Source organism: Eudoraea sp., from assembly GCF_049669105.1.
In the GTDB taxonomy this organism is placed as follows: Bacteria; Bacteroidota; Bacteroidia; order Flavobacteriales; family Flavobacteriaceae; genus Eudoraea.
The window spans coordinates 1-19,089 of record NZ_JBATKE010000213.1 but is presented as its reverse complement, the minus strand read 5'-3'; the positions used below and the strand labels follow the sequence as shown (position 1 = coordinate 19,089).

Below are 19,089 nucleotides of genomic sequence, written 5' to 3'. Positions count from 1 at the left end.
TTTGTCAGTCTTATTGGTCCGTCCGTAGATGATGTATTGGTTGTTGACTATTGGACGGAACAATAGAATAGATTACAATTTTTGAAGTAACGGAATACAAATAGTACTCCAGTGAAATAAATTGGCCGCGATTAGGTTTGGGCCAGAATGGCTTTATTTATCTTATTTACCAATGCTGGTCCTTCATAGACAAATCCTGTCCATAACTGAATCAAATCTGCACCTGCTTCCAGTTTTTCAAGGGCATCTTCCACAGAATGAATTCCGCCTACCCCAATAATTGGAAACGCCTTATTACTTTTTTCAGACAAGAATCTAATGACCTCAGTACTTCTTTTCGCAAGGGGTTTTCCACTTAATCCACCTTTTTCTTCCACGAGATCGTAATCTGATTTTAGATTTTCTCTGGCTATAGTAGTATTAGTAGCAATTATACCTGAAATCCGGGTGTCTTCAACTATTTGAATTATATCTGATAACTGGTCATTCGTAAGGTCAGGAGCTATTTTTAGAAGAATTGGTTTCTCAATTACTTGTTTATTTTGTGCGTATTTATGGTTTTCATGTTTTAACGCCATCAGGAGTGCCGTAAGAGGCTCCTTATCCTGTAATTCTCTAAGGCCCGGGGTATTTGGAGAACTTACATTTACCACAAAATAATCAACATGATCAAAAAGGGCATCAAAACATATTAAATAATCTTTGGTCGCAAGATGATTTGGTGTGATTTTGTTCTTACCAATATTGCCGCCTATTATAACATTATGATTTTTCTTTAAGTTTTCAACGGCTTCATAAACACCGAGGTTATTAAAGCCCATTCTGTTTATTATTGCGTGATCTGCTTTTAATCTGAAAAGTCTTTTTTTCGGATTACCATCTTGTGGTTTAGGTGTTACAGTACCAATTTCAATAAAACCAAATCCAAAATTAGAGAGTTCATTATATAATTTAGCATCCTTATCAAATCCGGCTGCAAGGCCAACTGGATTTTTAAATTTTATTCCAAAAACCTCTCTTTCCAATCGTTTATCATTTACGAGATAAAGAGATCTAAAGAGACCTGAAAATCCCATTTTAGATAGCAATTTAACAAAGGTAAATGACAGGTGGTGCACTTTTTCCGGGTCCAAAAGAAACAGAATAGGTCTAATCAGGAGCTTGTACATAATCTAAAAAAACTTTGTTCAAAAATACAAACTTCCATTAGGTTAGCACGCCATTACCAACTAATTCGTCTTTTCTGAAGTGTTAATAATCACTCCGGCAACAGATCCTCCCTAGAGGTTAATCTCTTGAGTGGTACACGCAGCGCTTCGTTACATAAATTAATATACCGCAGGTATTGATTTTCGTTAAGTATACCCACCAGCTTTTGGTCGTATATTTTAGAATTGGCAATAATCTGTGCACGAAGTGGTTTAAATTTTTCTGCCATGGCTTGCAATTCCTCTTTGTTACTTTGCGGATGTTTTTCCAAAAGAACATCAATTTGTTGCTCAATTACTTCATTGGCTTTGTTCAATTCCTCAATCCAGGATTCCATTTGAACAATCTGTTCATCATTAAGTTGAAATACTTTTATAATGGTTTCAGTATCCTTACCCCCAATACCTAAGTTACAATCTTCTGTTTGACCCAAGACTGTGAAGAAGATAAAAAACAGGAGAATAGAACTAATATATTTCAATTTCATAATCTAAAATCTTTTTAAGAATTTATCAAATAAACTTCTAACAAAACTGTGTTTTTTGACAAAAAGTATCCATGCCGCCAATTTAACGCTATGAATAAAAAAAGCTACCAAATTTGGCAGCTTTTTTTTATAATGTTCAATCTGTGGTTTATTTTAAAATGAAATTTACTCTTGCAAATAAGAATCTACCTCCAATTCCAAATTGCTGCGCTCTACGAGACCAATCAAAACGACCATCACTACGATTATTCCCACCGTCGGCCAAAGCCTCCGCCGCCCTATCGGGATAAGTGTCAAATAAGTTGTTTGCCCCGACTGTAAAGGTAAGTGAGGGTGTAGCTTTGTAACTCACAGAGAGATCCGTTACAAATTTGGAACTAAAAACCTGTTGTCTATCAATATTTGTAGTTGCTTCTGTAACTTTTCCAAAATAAACGCCTCTTAAAAAGAATATCCACTTTTCCGAAGACAGATTAAAAGTCAAATTCACTTTTGTTCTTGGCACTGCTTCTTCGAGGTAAACCCTACTATCTTCAGGGAAGTACGTGTCTACCAGACCTGCGTCTTCAAGTACCTGAGATGCCTTTATCTCTCCTACCTGCTGGGTCTTAGAAAAAGTAGCTGCCAAAGTTGAATTGAGCATCCATCCATCCCACACATTAGCTCTCTGGGTAATAACTAAATCAATACCTCTTGATTCCGTATCAATAGCGTTGGCAAAAAATGAAGCTGCCGAAGCATTTGCCTGTCTAAGCAGATTATCCAATTCTGTTCCGGTTCCTGGACCTACAAACTGTCCTGTATACACCACCCTGTCATTTATTCTAACAAAATATCCATCGCCCGTAATGGTAAGGTTGGCATCAGGTATTTGAGCTGTTAAACCTAAACTTACACTACTCGATGTTTCTTCTTTTAAATTTGGTATCCCAAGAAGATTGGCAGCCCTACTGTCATTGGAAAAAGTACCCACCTCCTGTGGGTTCCCATTCTGATCAAAAATGGTGGAAGTTGAATTAAAATATATCTGATGAAGAGATGGCGCTCTAAATCCGGTCTTTACAGCACCCCTAAGATTAATTTCCTCGGTAATTTTAACCCTTGATGAAAGCTTGAAGTTAATAGTAGATCCAAAATCACTGTAATTTTCGAAGCGGGCGGCAAGACTCACAAGTACTTTTTCAGAAAAATCGGCTTCTAAATCAAGATATCCTGCAATGCTGCTTCGGTCTCTCGATAATTCATTGTTAGGACTAAATCCTGGAAATACCTGCGATCCGCCTGGTCTGGAACTTCCAAAGAAATCCTGTGACGGCTGCTGAGTAGCAAGTGTAATTACTTCTCCTGCACCAGTATACTGAGCATAAGATGATTCTTGCCCTGCTACAATTTCATAGTTCTCATAACGATATTCTCCGCCAAAAGCCACATTAAAACCACTAAAGATATCATCATAAAACTGGGTAATATCCAGGTTGGTTGTATTTTGCGCAAAAGAAAAACCACCAGCATCAAAAGTTGTAGGTGATGCACTCTGAAGAGAAGCATTAAAAGTATTCCCTATTGTATAAAGAAATGCATTCCTTCCATACGTATTACTGAAATCCACACTCCAATCTCCAACTTTTCCTTTGATACCTATTGCTATAGATTGATCTTTAATATTAGAATTTATTTCCGGCAGAAATCCGTTAAGATACGCGGGGGTATAGGTTCTACTCTGATTGGGAAGTCTGTAAAAACCTGCAGAATTTCCTGTTCTCGAACTAATCCCGGCAAAAGAATATAATTCCGTTCCGTAGTCGTCTAAAGGAAGTGCAAAATTCGCAAAGAAACGACCACCTCTTAATGCAGACTGCCCGACTCTCATATTAAAATCACTTCTTACCAATCCCCTGGCTGTTAATTCAGATTCTGTATTATCAACAGATAGAATAGGCTGCAATTCTGCTTTTGTAGTTGCGCCCCCTATATCAATCCCTGCAGCATTTGCATATTGAATTACATCGGTTACATCGTCATCTAATAAGGCTGATACATCGTAGCCATCAGCATTTGCAAATCGTTCTACAGTATTGTACTGATTAAATACATCGCCTTCCCATTCTTTCATCCGACTATAGTCCTGTCGAACATCAAAATCTCCGGAAAAATTTAGATATCCTCCTCTTTCACCCAAAGAAATTCCATAACTACCAGCTACATTCGTAGCCTCGCCATCTGATCCTCCTGTTTGCCCATTGGCATTCTTTGAAAAATTTGCGCCAGTAGTTACTGTAAGATTTAATTCACCTGAACCTTTATTTAGAATAATATTGATTACTCCTGCAATTGCATCCGATCCATATTGTGCCGCAGCTCCATCTCTCAATACCTCAACGCGTTGTATTGAAGCTGCAGGAATAGCATTTAAATCTGTTCCTACACTTCCTCTACCAAATGTACCATTCACATTTACCAGCGAAGATGTATGCCTTCTTTTTCCGTTAATTAAAACCAATACCTGATCTGGTCCTAAACCTCTGAGCGAGGCAGGGTCTATATGATCTGTTCCATCTGAAATGGTTTGTGTATTGGAAGTAAATGAAGGCGCAACATAATTTAAAATCTGATTTAAATTTACCTGAGGGCCAACTTTCGCCAATTCCTTAACATCAATAACATCTACAGGAACGGTGCTCTCAGTGGCAACTCTGTTGGGGTTACGGGAACCTGTAATTATAACCTCGCTCAACGCCAAACCGGAAACCAGGGTGATGTTAAGAATTGTACTGTTTACCAGAACTTCGAGAGGTTCGTACCCTATAAAAGAAACAATTAACCTGTCACCAAGGATGGCATCTATACTATAGTTTCCATCAAAATCTGTTGTAGTACCAATAGTAGTACCTTTTTTAACCACTGAAGCTCCAACAAGGGGAACCCCCTGATCATCGGAAACCGTTCCACTTATCTGCCCATTTGCAGTGCAAATAGCACCGAAAACAAGAACCAAAATAACTAAGTAATATTGTTTCATATCTTATCAAATTTGAGTTAATATCCTCATAAGGTAAACAAAACATTTTTTAAACCGTACGTTATATTATACTTTCTTCATTTGGATCTTGAACTATAAAGCTATTATTGCGCTGTTTAAGGCTTTAAATAATATTGTAATTTTGATACAAACTAATTAGTATGCAAAAAATTATCGACCGGTTTATTAGCTATGTAACTATAGATACCCAGAGTGATCCAAATTCAAATAGTACCCCGAGTACAGAAAAACAATGGGTGCTGGCCCATAAACTTACTGAGGAATTAAAACAAATTGGTTTGGAAGATGTATCTATTGATAAGAACAGCTACATTATGGCTACCCTTCCTTCAAATATTAAAAAAGTGGTGCCAACTGTTGGCTTTATTTCACATTTTGATACAACCCCGGATTTTTCAGGAACCAATGTAAAACCCCGTTTGATTCATAATTATGACGGAAGGGATATCGTCCTTAATAAAGAAAATAACATTGTACTTTCACCGGATTATTTTGATGATTTACTGCTTTACAAAGGACAAACCCTTATTGTCACGGATGGCACTACACTCCTGGGAGCAGACGATAAAGCCGGTATTACTGAAATAATGACAGCGATGGAGTATCTTATTCAGCACCCGGAAATTAAACATGGTCCTATCCGTATTGGGTTTACTCCGGATGAAGAGATAGGAAGGGGAGCCCATAAATTTGATGTTAAAAAATTTGGTGCAGATTGGGCATATACTATAGACGGGAGCCAGATTGGGGAATTGGAATATGAGAACTTTAATGCTGCCGGAGCAAAAATTACCGTTATAGGTAAAAGTGTACATCCTGGATACGCAAAAGGAAAAATGGTAAATGCCATTGGCCTCATTAATGAGTTAATGAATTTATTACCAAACAAAGAAGTTCCCGAACAAACAGAAGGCCGGGAAGGATTTTTTCATATAAATCACCTCCGGGGTGAAATAGAAAAAGCAGAGTTGGAACTTATAATAAGGGATCACGACCGGTCTTTATTTGAGAAGAGAAAAAAGTTGCTAAATGATATTGTTAATGAACTGAATGTAAAACACGGAGATTTCTTCGCTGTGGAGATAAAAGATCAGTACTTCAATATGCGGGAAAAGATAGAACCAGTTTTTCATGTTGTTGAAATTGCAAAAGAAGCCATGCAGGTACTGGGCATAGAACCAATTATAAAACCAATTAGGGGTGGCACAGATGGTTCACAACTCAGTTATATGGGACTACCTTGTCCAAATATTTTTGCGGGGGGTCATAATTTTCATGGAAAGTACGAATATATACCAGTTGAAAGTATGCAAAAGTCTGTTGAGGTTATCGTGAAAATTTGCGAAATTGTAGCCAGCAAATAGAAGGTGCTATGGATATTGAAGAAAAAATAAATGCCTACTATTCCAAAAATCATAAATATAAAGAGGGTATTGCACAGCTAAGGGAAATTGCTTTGAAAACCCAATTGACAGAAACTCTGAAATGGGGTTATCCCGTATACACTTTTGAAAATAAAAACGTGTTGGGCATAATGGCCTTTAAAAATCATTTTGGTCTTTGGTTTTTTAATGGAGTATTCCTCAGCGATCCTAAGGGGGTCCTGCAAAATGCTCAGGAAGGCAAAACAAAATCCATGAGACATTGGAAATTTAAGGCAGTTAGCGATATAGACAAAGTAGATGTTCTCAACTATATAGAAGAAGCAATAGCAAATCAAAAGAAAGGACTGGAGCTAAAACCATCGCGTAAGACAGAAATCATCATCCCTAAACTTTTAAGGGAATCTTTATTAGCAAACACTGGGCTTAATGAACAATTTAAGGCCCTAAGCCCTTATAAGCAAAGAGATTATTGTGAATATATTAAAGGGGCGAAACAACAAAAAACAAAGGAATCACGACTAGAAAAGATAATTCCTATGATCTCCGGGGGCCTGGGGTTGAATGATAAATACAAATAAATTAGCAACTTGCTATTAAAGCTTATGGGTGTAAATTACTCATCAGACTTAATTTGCTTTTGTCTTTAGATTATTGAGGCAATTTCCAGCCATTATGATATGAAGCCATCATAATATCATTAGCTGTTTTATCCGTAAATCTGCCTTTATCTGCATCCCAATATATTCTATTCCCGGATTTATATGCAACATTTCCCATATGAGATACCATGGCTGCGTCGTAACCCACTCTAATCGGGGCATTAAGGTTCTTTGGGTCTCTGCTCATTACCGCCTCTATAAAATTCTTAGTATGAAGATCCAGACCATTTCCCTGATTCTGTTGCAGCGGCAGTGATTCCAATCTTGGAGTGCCTTCATTACCCCAGCCCTGAAATTCCTTTTCTGGAATTACTTCCCAACCGCTTCTATCTAAAACCAACGTGCCATTATTCCCAATAAAGGCTATCCCGTGATTTCTTCCATAATTTCCGCCGTCAATACCAGTAGCATGCTCCCAGAGTATGGAAAAATCATTATATTCAAAAACCGCTTGTAATGAATCTGGTGTTTCTGAAGCATCATTCGGATAGGCGAACTTACCTCCCAGAGCCATAACAGATTTTGGCGTTCCGGCCTTCATTCCGTATAAAGCATAATCAATAAGATGAACACCCCAATCTGTCATAAGTCCACCTGCATAATCCCAAAACCATCTGAAATTAAAATGAAATCTGTTAGGATTAAATAAACGTTCCGGTGCAGGTCCCAACCACATTTTGTAATCAACACCGGCAGGAGCATTCGCGTCTGCCTGTAAAGGAACCGGTTTCATCCATCCCTGATATGCCCAGGCTTTTGCCAGTCTTATTTCGCCCAGTTTTCCAGAGTGTACGAAATTAATCGCATCTACAAAATGAGGTTGACTGCGTTGCCATTGCCCAATCTGCACAATTCTTTTACTATTCTGAACAGTATTCAGCATAATTTCACATTCCTGCATTGAATTCGCAATTGGTTTTTCACAATACACATCTTTTCCAGCACTTAAAGCATCTGTCAATTGCAGGCAATGCCAGTGATCAGGTGTCCCAATAACCACAAAATCTATATCCTTATTATCCAACATTTTCCGATAATCCTTGTACCATTGGGGTTTCTTAATACCAGCTTTTTCAAGCTCAGAAGTACGTCGGGAAAGTACGTTTTCATCTACATCACAAAGTGCTATGACGTTGACTTCATTTATTTTTAAAAGAGAAAGCAGATTACTAAATCCCATACCATTACACCCAATTAATCCCATATTAATCTGATCGTTCGGGCCAACTTTTTTGCGCATTGAAGCTAAAAGTTCAACAGGAAATAGAAACGAAGTTGCTGATCCTAAAAGATATAATGAGCTTTTCTTAATAAATCTTCTTCTGTTCGTGTACATACAATTGTTTTATTGAAAAGCTTAATATAAAAAAATTCAACCAATTAATCGATCAAAAAAAACACCGGCAGTGGCCGGTGTTTTTTAATAAAATTGTTTTTATTCCTATTTTTCCTTCGGAACAACATTCAACTTGGAGCTCATTTCCATGGAAATGGCTGATCTGTCAAATTTTAGTCTTCCGGCCATGGTCTCGATAATACAGGAAAAATCCTTATCGTTCAAATCCACTACTTTGCCATGCAAGCCACTTTTAGTTACTATTTTATCACCTTTCTTTAATGCTGCTGCAAATTTCTTTTCATCTTTTTGACGTTTCATCTGCGGACGTATCATAAAAAAATATGCCACGGCAAAGATGAGTATCATCGGAAGAAATTGTCCTATATCACCCATAGTTTTTTGTTGAGTTTTGTCCTTCCTATTTAACAGGGCCCAATGCTGCCGAAGGTCCCGCGTCTTTAGGGTTAACAAATGCTTTAATCCTTAAAATTTCCTTTCCTTTTTCCGTATTCGCTGTTACGGTAATAGTCTTGGTAACCTGATTTTGACCAGAACCATTAAACTTCACAATAAGTTCGCCTGTTTCACCTGGTGCAATAGGATCTTTAGGCGGATTAGGAACTGTACACCCGCAACTACTGGTTGCATTGGTAATGATTAAGGGCGCATTTCCTGCGTTTGTGAATTTAAAGATAGTCTCCTGTGGAGTACCTTGCGTGATGGTTCCGAAATCGTGTTCCGTTTTTTCAAAATTCATTACAGGCAGGTTCTTGGCCTGCAAGTCTCTTTCGGCTGCCACTTCAACGTTTTCAGTATTTACCTTGCTGGAAGCATTCTCCTTACATGAGCTAAGTACTAATACAGCGGCTAAACCGAGGGCAATAAATAGTCTTTTCATTGTAATTTAAGTTTAAGATTTGCATGCAAAATTAAGGAATATTTGTTTATAATAAGCCTCTCCCTGTTTTTTTCAATTTTCCATTAATCCTATATTCCTTTACCAATTTATCCAAAATCCCATTTATAAAGATGCTGCTCTTAGGTGTAGAATACTCTTTAGCAATTTCTAAATACTCATTAATGGTGACTCGTTCGGGTATGGAAGAAAAACCAGTTAGCTCACAAATAGCCATTTTTAAAAGTATTGCATCTATATCTGCAATTCTATCCTTATCCCAGTTTGGTGTTTTTATTTGAATTTCTTCTTCAAATTTTTTATTATTTAATAGGGTTTTTGTTAATAATTGATCAGCAAAAACCATATCATCTGAGTCTTTTAAAAGCTTTGGTAAAAAGAAGGATTGACTATATTCTTCATTCACTTTCTTCAATTGTTTCAGAACAAAGGTATTTACCAGGGGAATGTCGTCTACCCAGGTTAATTTATCATCCTCAAAATATTCATAAATCCTTTCATTTGGAGCTATAACCTCCTTAAAGAGATTTGCAATTAGATTTTTATCGTCCTCATAGCTTTGTTCACCCAAAAGCATATATTGCTCAAAGAGTTCACTCTTTTTTATTTCATTAAATACTATTTTAACATAATCCTGGTGCAGATCCCAATTATTCAATTTCCGTTTAACCAATTCATTTTGCAACAGGGAATTATTAACAATTTGATTAAGCACTGCATTATTCAGAAATTTTTCTTTATTCGGATATTTTTCGTCATTTTCATGTAAATATTTCTTGAAAGATAATCTGATGAAATTTTCCTCCATTTTATGGAGCTCCATGAGAAGACTTAAAACAAGTAAATAGAGGATATAGGTATTGTCAATGCTTATTCGAAGAAATTTTTTCTGCTTTTCTAATGATTCATCGTGCGATAAGGTTAAGGCATAAATGCATTGCATCACTTTTACCCTGATTTGCCTTCGTGTAAGCATTTTAAAGAACCTTGTGTTAAATTAGAAATACAAAACGCAGCAAAAATACTAATCTATTTTAAATCCAAAACTAATTCTCAGTTTATCTTATAAGTTTTATAACATTTGCTTTGGGACCAATCAGCTATATTTGTCCATTAGATAAATCCTATTTGCATTACCAGCCATTTTAATGAAAGAACTCAGGCACTTAGACAAATACTTTAAAAAATACAGGTTTAAATTACTCATCGGCATTATCATCACTATTATTGCCAGAATCTTTCAATTGGTAATGCCTTCCTATGTAAAAAAATCTATAGAAGTTGTTGAAAATTACGTGGCCTCACAAATTACAGAACCCCAGGCAAGAGATTTACTTCTGGAATATATCCTGATCATTGTTGGGGCGGCTTTACTTTCCGGATTCTTTACCTTCTTAATGCGACAGACCATTATAAATGTATCACGATATATTGAATATGATTTAAAAAACGAAGTTTTCGATCATTACCAACTTTTAAGTCTGAATTTTTATAAAAAGAACCGCACTGGTGACTTAATGAACAGGATAAGTGAGGATGTTGGTCAGGTAAGGCTTTATACCGGACCCGCAATAATGTATGGAATTCAGACACTCACCTTATTCGTTTGCCTGATACCACTAATGTTTATTAAGGCTCCAACCATTGCATTTTATTCCTTATTACCATTGCCCATACTCTCCGTTTTAATATATCAGATAAGTAAAATAATTCATAAGCGCAGTACTAAAGTCCAGGAATACCTGTCAACTTTGTCAACCTTTGCCCAGGAAACCTTTTCCGGAGTATCAGTTATAAAGGCATATAGCCTTGAGCCTCAGATAAACGAGGAAGTAATTGTTCTGGCAAATGAAGGAAAAGAGAAAAGCATGGATCTGGCCAAAGTAAACGCCTGGTTTTTTCCATTGATGATTCTGTTAATTGGAATCAGTAATATTTTTGTTATTTATATAGGGGGTAAACAATATATAAATGGTGAAATCTCATCTATTGGTACCATTGCTGAATTCATACTTTATGTGAATATGTTAACATGGCCTGTAGCTGTTGTAGGTTGGCTAACTTCTATTGTACAGCGTGCAGAAGCTTCACAAAAGAGGATAAATGAGTTCTTAAAAGAACAACCCGAGATAAGAAATGAAGTTTTAGAAGACACCCCGATTAAGGGAACCATAGAATTCAGGAATGTCACGTTTACTTATGACGACACAAATATTACCGCACTTAACAATATATCTTTTATTATTAATGAAGGAGAAACGGTTGCTATAATAGGAAAAACCGGTTCAGGGAAATCCACTATTCTGGATCTGATTGCCCGGCTATATGACACTTCTTCAGGAGATATATTAATTGATAATGTCCCGGTTCAAAGATTAAATTTACATAGCCTGAGAGAATCTATTGGTGCCGTTCCGCAAGACGCATTTCTATTTTCTGATACTATTAAAAATAACATTAAATTCGGTAAGGAGTCCGCAACGGAAAATGAAATCCTGGAAGTTGCGAAAAAGGCAGCTGTGCATGAGAACATCATGGGCTTTTCTAAAAAGTATGACACAATTCTGGGCGAAAGGGGAATTACCCTTAGTGGAGGTCAAAAACAGCGGGTTTCAATAGCCAGGGCTCTCCTAAAAGACCCCAGGATATATCTTTTCGATGATTGTCTTTCTGCTGTGGACACCGAGACTGAAGAAGAAATTTTACACAACCTAAAACAAGCTTCACATCTAAGGACCACCCTAATAGTGAGTCATCGTGTTTCTTCAGCTAAAAATGCAGATAAAATTATAGTCCTGGAGGACGGAAAGGTACTCCAGGAGGGTACTCACAATGAGTTGATAGAAATAAACGGCTATTACAAGGAGCTATATATCAATCAACTATCAGGGAAAGAAATCTAGAAAAATGTTGCTGGATACGCTTTTTTTTTCCATTTTTGAATATATTTTAGGCATAAATACTAACTATATATTTAAAAAATGAGCGATAAAGATTTAATGGATCAGGAAGAAATTTTCTCAAAAGTTTTAAGAGCTGGGAGAAGGACGTATTTTTTTGATGTTAGGAGTACAAAGGCAGGAGATTATTATCTGACCATTACCGAGAGTAAAAAATTTACGCATGATGATGGCTCTTTTCATTATAAGAAACACAAAATATATCTCTATAAAGAAGACTTTCAATCATTTAGAGAAATCATGGAAGAAATGATGGACTATATAATTGACGAGAAAGGACATGAAGTCATCTCAGAAAGACATCAAAAGGACTTCAAAAAGGAAGAGCCGAGTCAGAACGGAGAGATTTCATCCACAGATAATTTTACAGATTTAGATTTTGATGATATCTAACCTTATATCACTTAAATAACTAAACGATCTTTGTATTCAAAGGTCGTTTTTTGTTTTTATACCTTAACTTATTAATATCTGCATAACAAATGAGAAAAACAATCACAACATTACTCCTTTTCTTCTCCTTTATAGGCATCGCTCAGAATTCAGTTGATCTTGACTATTATTTACCACAGAATATCACCTATGATAATAACATTCCCAGACCGGCCGATATAATTGGTTATGAATTAGGTGAATGGCATGTTACGCATGACAAGTTGATGTTTTATATGCAAACATTAGCCGAGAAAAGTAATCGCATAAGTATTGAAAACCGCGGATCTACCTTTGAAGGCAGGCCTATCTTATTACTTACTATCACTTCCCCTGAAAATCATAAAAACCTCGAACAAATTCGAGAAGAACATATTGCACTTACCGAAAGCGGAAATACCCCAACTTCTATAGAAAATATGCCTATTATAGTATACCAGGGATTCTCAGTTCACGGCAATGAACCCAGTGGAGCAAATGCTGGTTTAGCTTACGCTTACTATCTGGCAGCAGCTCAGGGCCCCGAAATCGAGAATTTACTGGACAATTTAGTTATTCTTATGGATCCGTCTTTCAATCCGGATGGGCTTCAGCGTTTTGCATATTGGGCTAATACCAACAAAAGCATCAACCTAAATTCGGATAATAATGAAAGAGAGTATCATGAAGTTTGGCCTGGTGGCCGGACTAATCATTACTGGTTTGACATAAATCGGGATTGGCTTCCAGTACAATTACCTGAAAGCCGCGCCAGAATAAAAACATTCCATAAATGGTTGCCAAATATTCTAACAGACCATCATGAAATGGTTACTAATGCCACCTTCTTTTTTCAACCCGGCGAACCAACAAGGGTTCATCCTTTAACCCCTGCCATGAATCAGGAGTTAACAGCACAAATTGGAAGCTACCATGCGAAGGCATTGGACAAAATAGGTTCTCTTTATTTTTCGGAAGAAAGATATGATGACTACTATTATGGTAAGGGATCTACTTTTCCCGATGTCAACGGTGGTATTGGAATATTGTTTGAACAGGCCAGTTCTAGGGGTCATATACAAGACACTGAAAACGGCATCCTTACTTTTCCCTTTACAATCAGAAATCAATTTACAACCGCATTATCAACTATAGAAGCTGCTAAAAATATGCGTGTAAAGATTCTTTCCTATCAACAGGAATTTTACCGAAACATGAGAAACGAAGCAACCAAAAGCAGGACTAAGGCCATAGTTTTTGGAGATAGCAAGGATGCCGCCAAAACCTGGCATCTTGCAGAAATACTTAGCAGACACAAAATAAACTTCCATGAACTTGCTGCCGATGTTTCTTTGGCCGGTAAATCATTTAAAAAAGATCATAGCTATGTAGTTCCTATGAATCAGAAAAATCATAGGTTAATAAAAGCTATGTTTGAGAAGCGAACAACATTTACAGATAGTTTGTTTTATGATATTTCAGCATGGACATTTCCCCTTGCCTTTAATGTTGATTATGCAGAATTGGAATCCTTAACGAATGCAGGGCCACAAATAACCGACTTTATACCGTTAACAGGGAGTGTGAGTCAACAAAGTAATTATGCGTATCTATTTGAATGGCATGAATACTATACGCCCAGAGCACTAAATCAAATTTTATCTAAAGGACTTAGAGCCAAAGTAGCAAAGTCGAGGTTTACGCTGGAAAATAACACCTATGATTACGGAACAATAATGATTCCAGTGCAAAATCAAGTATTGAACAGCAATGATTTGCATATTTTTCTAAAAGAAGTAGCTGAAGACAGTAAGATCATGATAAAGGGTGTAAATACAGGTTTATCACAGGGAATTGACCTGGGTAGTAACGATTTTGATCCGGTTAAAAAACAAAAAGTTGCCATAGTGGTAGGCAGCGGGATACGATCTTATGATGCGGGAGAAATTTGGCATTTATTTGACACCCGTTATAATATGAAGATTACCAAAATTGATAAAGAATATATTAATTCTGTTGATTTGAGTTCTTACACAGCTATTATAATACCCAGGTCATCAGGTAAAAATGCGAATGATAAAATTCTGGCTAAAAAGTTAAATGATTGGGCGAAAGAAGGTGGAACGCTTATTGGTTATGGAAATATGGCGGATTGGTTTAATAAACATGAGTTCATGAACTTAAAATTCAGAAAGGATACCCTAGAAGCCAGGGATATATCATTCGAACAGAAGTCTGATTTCCTTGGTGCTCAGGTTACAGGCGGAGCAATATTTGAGGCTAAACAAGATCGCTCTCACCCCATTAATTTTGGATACAAAAACGATAAAGTATCCTTGTTTAGAAATACAAACGTTTATATTGAACCAGATAAGGATAGTTATAACAATCCTATTAGGTATACCAATCAACCTTTACAAAGCGGCTATATTTCGGAAGAAAATTTGGAAATGATTAAAGGTAGTGTTCCATTTAAGGTACAAAGACTTGGCAAGGGCCGCGTTATTTTATTTACAGATAACACCAATTTCAGGGCCTTTTGGTATGGAACAAATAAATTTCTTATGAACGCTATTTTCTTTGGAAAAATAATGTAAAAACCTCCAATTTATAATTCCCAAAATTTGATCTAAGTTACGGCTAAACAGTTAATAGGTGATGAAATTAGAGTTTATGAAGTTTCGTTTTTTTAGCTTATAACTACTAACTTTAATCCTGTTTAAAATAAAGCTTTAAAAGATGTCAAGAACACCAAGTAATATGTTGCCTTTAGGCACAATTGCCCCTGGTTTTAATTTACCAGATACCGTAACAGACAAAATGGTCAGCCTTGATCAAATAAAAGGTGTAAATGGCACCCTCATCATGTTTATCTGCAATCATTGTCCATTTGTTAAACACGTAAATTCTACCATAACACAACTGGCAACTAATTACCAAGCCCAAGGAATAGCTTTTATTGCAATCTCCAGTAATGATGTGGTAAATTATCCTCAGGATGCCCCGGAACTCATGAAACAAACGGCATTGTTGGAAAGATATAGTTTTCCATATTTATTTGATGAAACGCAGGCGGTAGCCAAGGCATATGAGGCCGCATGTACTCCGGATTTTTATCTTTTTGACAAAAACCTAAGACTTGTTTATAGAGGCCAATTAGACGATTCCAGGCCAGGAAATGGAATACCTTCAACCGGATTGGATTTACGTAATGCTTTTGAGGCGTTGTTAAATAATGAACCAATAGATCCGGTTCAAAAACCGAGCATTGGTTGCAATATAAAATGGAAATAAAATTTGAGGCTGTAGCAAGTAAAACCTGTGAGCTCTATTGTAAACTCGGAATAAAGGCTTACAAAGAGCACTATTTACACTTATGGAAAAATAATGATCCTACCCCTTACATTGAAGAAAGCTTTACTTTAGATGTTGTCGTAAATGAATTGAAAGATAATTTATCATCTCTTTGGTTAATGTATATTGGAGATACTGCGGTTGGTATTCTTAAACTCATCAAAGATGCTCCAATAGGACCCTATAATTCAAAGGAAGCTACCTTACTTGAAAAAATATACATCCTAAATAAATTCTCCGGTAATGGTATAGGGAGCCTTGCGCTTAGTTGGGTTGAAACATACTGCCAGAACTCTAACAAACAGGTGTTATGGTTGGAAACCATGCAAAAAGGACCAGCGTTGAATTTCTATCTTAAAAACGGATATCAAATACTAAAAGAGAAACAATTGAAATTTGATCTGGTTTTGGATAAACAAAAGCCAATGTATGTGCTTTTGAAAAAAATAAATTGACCTTCGTTTTTTAGTTGATATTCATTTAACCTGCCCTGTCAAATCCAACTCTCACTTTTTAAAAGATTTTTAATATGATTGTAATGATGGTTGCCATGCCAGACATATCGACCTATATTTTCTGCAATTGTAGTTGATTCCTGACTCTCAGGATGAACAAAACCACGTTTCAATTCTGAAGAAGAAAGCCCTTTAAGTAAATACACTAATTTAGCATGTACTGCACTTAGGTGTTTCAGTGATAATTCAATAGGGGCTGTTCTTGAGTCAAAAAGCTCTGCCCATTTCTTTTCAAGATAGGGTTTTATTAAAGGAGTTTCTTCTGTTAACGCCCACTTAAAACGAATATAGCTATGGTGGTGGCTATCGGCAACATGATGAATAACCTGGCGTATAGTCCATCCACCGGGTCTATACGGAGTCTCTAATTGAGTAGTTGACAATTCTTTTACCAGCAACTCCAATTTATTCGGGTAATGTTCTAAAATACGAATCCATTCTAAAACTTGATCTTCTGAAATTGTAGAAGGCACCTCATATTTACCGATGGGATACCGCAACTCGTCTAGTTTTGTTTTTTCCATATTCAAAAATAGTGATTTTGAGATCCTGAAGCCAAAACAAAACCCTTGCGGTACTTTTTATTTTTAGTAGTCAGGACAGTTTAATCCATTAAACTTTAATAGATATTTAACCTGGTATTGACCAAAATCATTTCATTAACTACTAATTTTATAGACTTATAAATTCTAACTTAAAAAAATATAACATGGCAACAATTCGATTGGGTGACATTGCCCCAGATTTTACAGCTGAAAGCTCTTTAGGAAAGATTAATCTTTATAATTATTTAGGTGATGGATGGGGCATTCTTTTTTCACATCCAGCAGACTTCACCCCTGTTTGTACTACTGAACTTGGTACAGCTTCTAAATTTAAGGAAGAATTTGACAAACGAAATGTAAAGATGTTAGCCCTTAGTGTTGATGGTATTGCTTCTCACCATGAATGGATAAAAGATATTAATGAGACACAACATACAACGGTCAACTTTCCGATAATTGCTGATGAAGATAAGAAGGTTTCCTCCTTATACGATATGATACATCCTAATGCCGATAATAATCTTACGGTTCGTTCAGTATACATAATTGCACCGGATAAGACGGTTAAACTAATTATTACCTATCCTGCTTCTACCGGGCGTAATTTTCACGAATTATTAAGGGTTATTGATTCTCTACAACTAACTGCGTATCACAAGGTAGCTACTCCGGCCAACTGGAACCATGGCGAGGATGTAGTGGTAAGTCCATCTATACCAACTGATGAAGCACGTAATATCTTTACCAAGGGAGTAGAGGAAATTAAACCTTACCTCCGTATGACTCCCGATCCTTCAACGGTATAAAAGAATTTTAGCATGAATAAAAGTCTCCTGAGATAAGGAGACTTTTTTTTGTGTCTCCTATATGGCTATACTATTTATTGATACCAAAAATAGGTTTTCCGGTGTTGGATCATGAAAGACAAATAAAGAACTTGGTTAATAAAATTTAATATTTTAATAGCCTTAAACTTGATCTTATTACCAAACTGCTTTAACTTTATGATTGTCTTGAATAAAGAAATATTCCCCCTTTTTGTAAACAACTTCAAGAATTATTCTTTTTTAAGGGATTAGTAAGTAGGGTTTACAACCGCAAAGGTGTTATATAAGAAAGAAAATCCCCCGCCAAATAACCTAATTAAGATGTTATGTCTGTTTTTTTTGTGATTGTCTTCTTTTTGTTGGCCATCAATTTAATTCTTATTGTTTTTAGTATTAATAGGTCCAAATAAAAAACTTCTTCCAAATTAATGAAAGAAGTTTACAGTAATTAATAGGTAGCTTTTAAGGTCTCCCCAGCCCTATTATTTTTTATTGGATATGTCCGTTTATTTAACTTCCATAAGTTCAACATCAAAAACCAGGGTAGCGTTTGGAGGTATCACACCACCAGCACCAGCACTCCCGTAACCAAGTTCAGATGGGATTACAAAACGTGCCTTATCACCTACTTTTAATAAACTAATTCCTTCATCCCATCCGGGTATTACTTGTCCTATCCCCAATTGAAAATCAATAGGCTGATTTCGCTGGTATGACGAATCAAATACTTGCCCGTTAGTCAAAGAACCTTCATAATGTACAGAAACCGTATTTCCTTTTGTTGCTTTATTACCATCTCCCTTTTTAAGAATCTTGTAACGAAGTCCACTGTTTGTTTTATCAAATCCAGAAGCAACTTTATCTAATTCTGCCTCTGCTTTATTCTTTTCTTCCTGAAGTCTTAGTTCCCGTGAACTTTCAAAGGATTTAAAGGCTTCAACCGCATTCCAGGATTTTGCTTCAGTTCCAATTCGAACAATTTCAAGGCTATCAATTGAATCTCCCTGCGCAATTTCATCAACAATCTTCTGTCCCTCAATAACATTACCAAAAACTGTGTGCTTATTATCTAACCATGGAGTAGCTACATGTGTAATAAAGAACTGACTTCCATTTGTGCCAGGACCTGCATTTGCCATAGAAAGTACTCCAGGTCCTGAATGTTTCAGGTCCGGGTGAAACTCGTCATCAAATTTATAACCGGGATCTCCTGTCCCGGTCCCCTGAGGACAACCACCTTGAATCATAAAATCCGGGATTACCCTGTGAAAGCTAAGTCCGTCATAATAAGGTGTGTTTTTTGGTTTGGCACTATTTTCCAGTTTTCCTTCCGCCAGTGCTACAAAATTACCTACAGTACCAGGGGTCTTATCGTAGGCTAATTTTACTGTAATTTCTCCTTTTGAAGTATTGAATTTTGCGTAAATTCCGTCTTGCATATC

Annotated in this window: 17 protein-coding genes; 8 read left to right on the top strand and 9 right to left on the bottom strand. The window is 36.4% G+C overall.

Annotated features, from left to right (window positions below; all coding sequences use genetic code 11):
* Positions 1-131: 131 nt before the first annotated feature.
* From WBM60_RS16300 to WBM60_RS16290, 3 genes are all read right to left on the bottom strand, one after another.
* Positions 132-1,169 carry a quinone-dependent dihydroorotate dehydrogenase gene (locus WBM60_RS16300; protein WP_424259798.1) on the bottom strand — a complete coding sequence of 346 codons (1,038 nt, stop codon included), beginning with the start codon at positions 1,167-1,169 and terminating at the stop codon, positions 132-134.
* An 89-nt stretch (positions 1,170-1,258) separates the two neighbouring features.
* On the bottom strand, positions 1,259-1,696 hold the full coding sequence (locus tag WBM60_RS16295; protein ID WP_424259799.1) for a hypothetical protein: 438 nt from the start codon (positions 1,694-1,696) through the stop codon (positions 1,259-1,261).
* A 148-nt stretch (positions 1,697-1,844) separates the two neighbouring features.
* Positions 1,845-4,715 carry a TonB-dependent receptor gene (locus tag WBM60_RS16290; protein ID WP_424283338.1) on the bottom strand — a complete coding sequence of 957 codons (2,871 nt, stop codon included), beginning with the start codon at positions 4,713-4,715 and terminating at the stop codon, positions 1,845-1,847.
* 161 nt (positions 4,716-4,876) lie between these two features.
* Here WBM60_RS16290 and pepT point away from each other — a divergent pair, with 161 nt between their 5' ends.
* Both pepT and WBM60_RS16280 read left to right on the top strand, forming a co-directional pair.
* Positions 4,877-6,100, top strand: coding sequence for a peptidase T (pepT, locus tag WBM60_RS16285; protein ID WP_424276846.1), 1,224 nt, complete (start codon positions 4,877-4,879; stop codon positions 6,098-6,100).
* An 8-nt stretch (positions 6,101-6,108) separates the two neighbouring features.
* Complete coding sequence (locus WBM60_RS16280) at positions 6,109-6,699, top strand: YdeI/OmpD-associated family protein (RefSeq protein ID WP_424259802.1); 591 nt, start codon at positions 6,109-6,111, stop codon at positions 6,697-6,699.
* A 70-nt stretch (positions 6,700-6,769) separates the two neighbouring features.
* On the opposite strand, the gene WBM60_RS16275 is transcribed toward WBM60_RS16280, so the two are convergent.
* The 4 genes from WBM60_RS16275 to WBM60_RS16260 all read right to left on the bottom strand — a co-directional run bounded on the left by WBM60_RS16275 (position 6,770) and on the right by WBM60_RS16260 (position 10,011).
* Positions 6,770-8,116 (bottom strand): Gfo/Idh/MocA family protein, encoded by a 1,347-nt coding sequence (locus WBM60_RS16275; RefSeq protein WP_424283337.1) that lies wholly within the window; start codon positions 8,114-8,116, stop codon positions 6,770-6,772.
* Between the two features lie 105 nt (positions 8,117-8,221).
* The gene (gene yajC / locus WBM60_RS16270) at positions 8,222-8,512 is read right to left on the bottom strand and encodes a preprotein translocase subunit YajC (RefSeq protein ID WP_424259804.1); all 291 of its coding nucleotides are present in this window, start codon (positions 8,510-8,512) and stop codon (positions 8,222-8,224) included.
* 25 nt (positions 8,513-8,537) lie between these two features.
* Positions 8,538-9,017: a DUF1573 domain-containing protein gene (locus tag WBM60_RS16265; RefSeq protein ID WP_299160980.1), complete on the bottom strand. Its 480-nt coding sequence runs from the start codon at positions 9,015-9,017 to the stop codon at positions 8,538-8,540.
* 46 nt (positions 9,018-9,063) lie between these two features.
* Positions 9,064-10,011, bottom strand: a complete 948-nt coding sequence (locus tag WBM60_RS16260) for a transcription antitermination protein NusB (RefSeq protein ID WP_424276500.1) — start codon at positions 10,009-10,011, stop codon at positions 9,064-9,066.
* 172 nt (positions 10,012-10,183) lie between these two features.
* Here WBM60_RS16260 and WBM60_RS16255 point away from each other — a divergent pair, with 172 nt between their 5' ends.
* The 5 genes from WBM60_RS16255 (at position 10,184) to WBM60_RS16235 (ending at position 16,215) form a co-directional block, all read left to right on the top strand.
* On the top strand, positions 10,184-11,938 hold the full coding sequence (locus WBM60_RS16255; protein ID WP_424261806.1) for an ABC transporter ATP-binding protein: 1,755 nt from the start codon (positions 10,184-10,186) through the stop codon (positions 11,936-11,938).
* 78 nt (positions 11,939-12,016) lie between these two features.
* On the top strand, positions 12,017-12,388 hold the full coding sequence (locus WBM60_RS16250) for a PUR family DNA/RNA-binding protein (protein ID WP_299160970.1): 372 nt from the start codon (positions 12,017-12,019) through the stop codon (positions 12,386-12,388).
* Between the two features lie 89 nt (positions 12,389-12,477).
* Positions 12,478-15,003: a M14 family zinc carboxypeptidase gene (locus WBM60_RS16245; RefSeq protein WP_424283336.1), complete on the top strand. Its 2,526-nt coding sequence runs from the start codon at positions 12,478-12,480 to the stop codon at positions 15,001-15,003.
* Positions 15,004-15,145: 142 nt separating this feature from the next.
* Complete coding sequence (locus tag WBM60_RS16240) at positions 15,146-15,700, top strand: thioredoxin family protein (protein WP_424260128.1); 555 nt, start codon at positions 15,146-15,148, stop codon at positions 15,698-15,700.
* Positions 15,691-16,215: a GNAT family N-acetyltransferase gene (locus WBM60_RS16235; RefSeq protein ID WP_424260130.1), complete on the top strand. Its 525-nt coding sequence runs from the start codon at positions 15,691-15,693 to the stop codon at positions 16,213-16,215. Before WBM60_RS16240 ends, WBM60_RS16235 begins: the two co-directional genes overlap by 10 nt.
* Positions 16,216-16,253: 38 nt before the next feature.
* On the opposite strand, the gene WBM60_RS16230 is transcribed toward WBM60_RS16235, so the two are convergent.
* Positions 16,254-16,799 (bottom strand): YfiT family bacillithiol transferase, encoded by a 546-nt coding sequence (locus WBM60_RS16230; RefSeq protein ID WP_424278329.1) that lies wholly within the window; start codon positions 16,797-16,799, stop codon positions 16,254-16,256.
* Between the two features lie 185 nt (positions 16,800-16,984).
* Between WBM60_RS16230 and WBM60_RS16225 the strand changes: the two genes are divergently transcribed.
* Complete coding sequence (locus WBM60_RS16225) at positions 16,985-17,626, top strand: peroxiredoxin (RefSeq protein ID WP_424260134.1); 642 nt, start codon at positions 16,985-16,987, stop codon at positions 17,624-17,626.
* A 527-nt stretch (positions 17,627-18,153) separates the two neighbouring features.
* Here the strand turns inward: WBM60_RS16225 and WBM60_RS16220 are convergent.
* A complete protein-coding gene (locus WBM60_RS16220) occupies positions 18,154-19,086 on the bottom strand; it encodes a peptidylprolyl isomerase (protein ID WP_424278323.1) in 933 nt (310 codons plus the stop codon).
* Positions 19,087-19,089: the final 3 nt, after the last annotated feature.

What these genes read in the sequence shown, in the direction of transcription:
- WBM60_RS16300 (WP_424259798.1), bottom strand. Translation starts at nt 1,169, where the DNA reads ATGTACAAGCTCCTGATTAGACCTATTCTGTTTCTTTTGGACCCGGAA.
- WBM60_RS16295 (WP_424259799.1), bottom strand. Translation starts at nt 1,696, where the DNA reads ATGAAATTGAAATATATTAGTTCTATTCTCCTGTTTTTTATCTTCTTC.
- WBM60_RS16290 (WP_424283338.1), bottom strand. Translation starts at nt 4,715, where the DNA reads ATGAAACAATATTACTTAGTTATTTTGGTTCTTGTTTTCGGTGCTATT.
- pepT (WP_424276846.1), top strand. Translation starts at nt 4,877, where the DNA reads ATGCAAAAAATTATCGACCGGTTTATTAGCTATGTAACTATAGATACC.
- WBM60_RS16280 (WP_424259802.1), top strand. Translation starts at nt 6,109, where the DNA reads ATGGATATTGAAGAAAAAATAAATGCCTACTATTCCAAAAATCATAAA.
- WBM60_RS16275 (WP_424283337.1), bottom strand. Translation starts at nt 8,116, where the DNA reads ATGTACACGAACAGAAGAAGATTTATTAAGAAAAGCTCATTATATCTT.
- yajC (WP_424259804.1), bottom strand. Translation starts at nt 8,512, where the DNA reads ATGGGTGATATAGGACAATTTCTTCCGATGATACTCATCTTTGCCGTG.
- WBM60_RS16265 (WP_299160980.1), bottom strand. Translation starts at nt 9,017, where the DNA reads ATGAAAAGACTATTTATTGCCCTCGGTTTAGCCGCTGTATTAGTACTT.
- WBM60_RS16260 (WP_424276500.1), bottom strand. Translation starts at nt 10,011, where the DNA reads ATGCTTACACGAAGGCAAATCAGGGTAAAAGTGATGCAATGCATTTAT.
- WBM60_RS16255 (WP_424261806.1), top strand. Translation starts at nt 10,184, where the DNA reads ATGAAAGAACTCAGGCACTTAGACAAATACTTTAAAAAATACAGGTTT.
- WBM60_RS16250 (WP_299160970.1), top strand. Translation starts at nt 12,017, where the DNA reads ATGAGCGATAAAGATTTAATGGATCAGGAAGAAATTTTCTCAAAAGTT.
- WBM60_RS16245 (WP_424283336.1), top strand. Translation starts at nt 12,478, where the DNA reads ATGAGAAAAACAATCACAACATTACTCCTTTTCTTCTCCTTTATAGGC.
- WBM60_RS16240 (WP_424260128.1), top strand. Translation starts at nt 15,146, where the DNA reads ATGTCAAGAACACCAAGTAATATGTTGCCTTTAGGCACAATTGCCCCT.
- WBM60_RS16235 (WP_424260130.1), top strand. Translation starts at nt 15,691, where the DNA reads ATGGAAATAAAATTTGAGGCTGTAGCAAGTAAAACCTGTGAGCTCTAT.
- WBM60_RS16230 (WP_424278329.1), bottom strand. Translation starts at nt 16,799, where the DNA reads ATGGAAAAAACAAAACTAGACGAGTTGCGGTATCCCATCGGTAAATAT.
- WBM60_RS16225 (WP_424260134.1), top strand. Translation starts at nt 16,985, where the DNA reads ATGGCAACAATTCGATTGGGTGACATTGCCCCAGATTTTACAGCTGAA.
- WBM60_RS16220 (WP_424278323.1), bottom strand. Translation starts at nt 19,086, where the DNA reads ATGCAAGACGGAATTTACGCAAAATTCAATACTTCAAAAGGAGAAATT.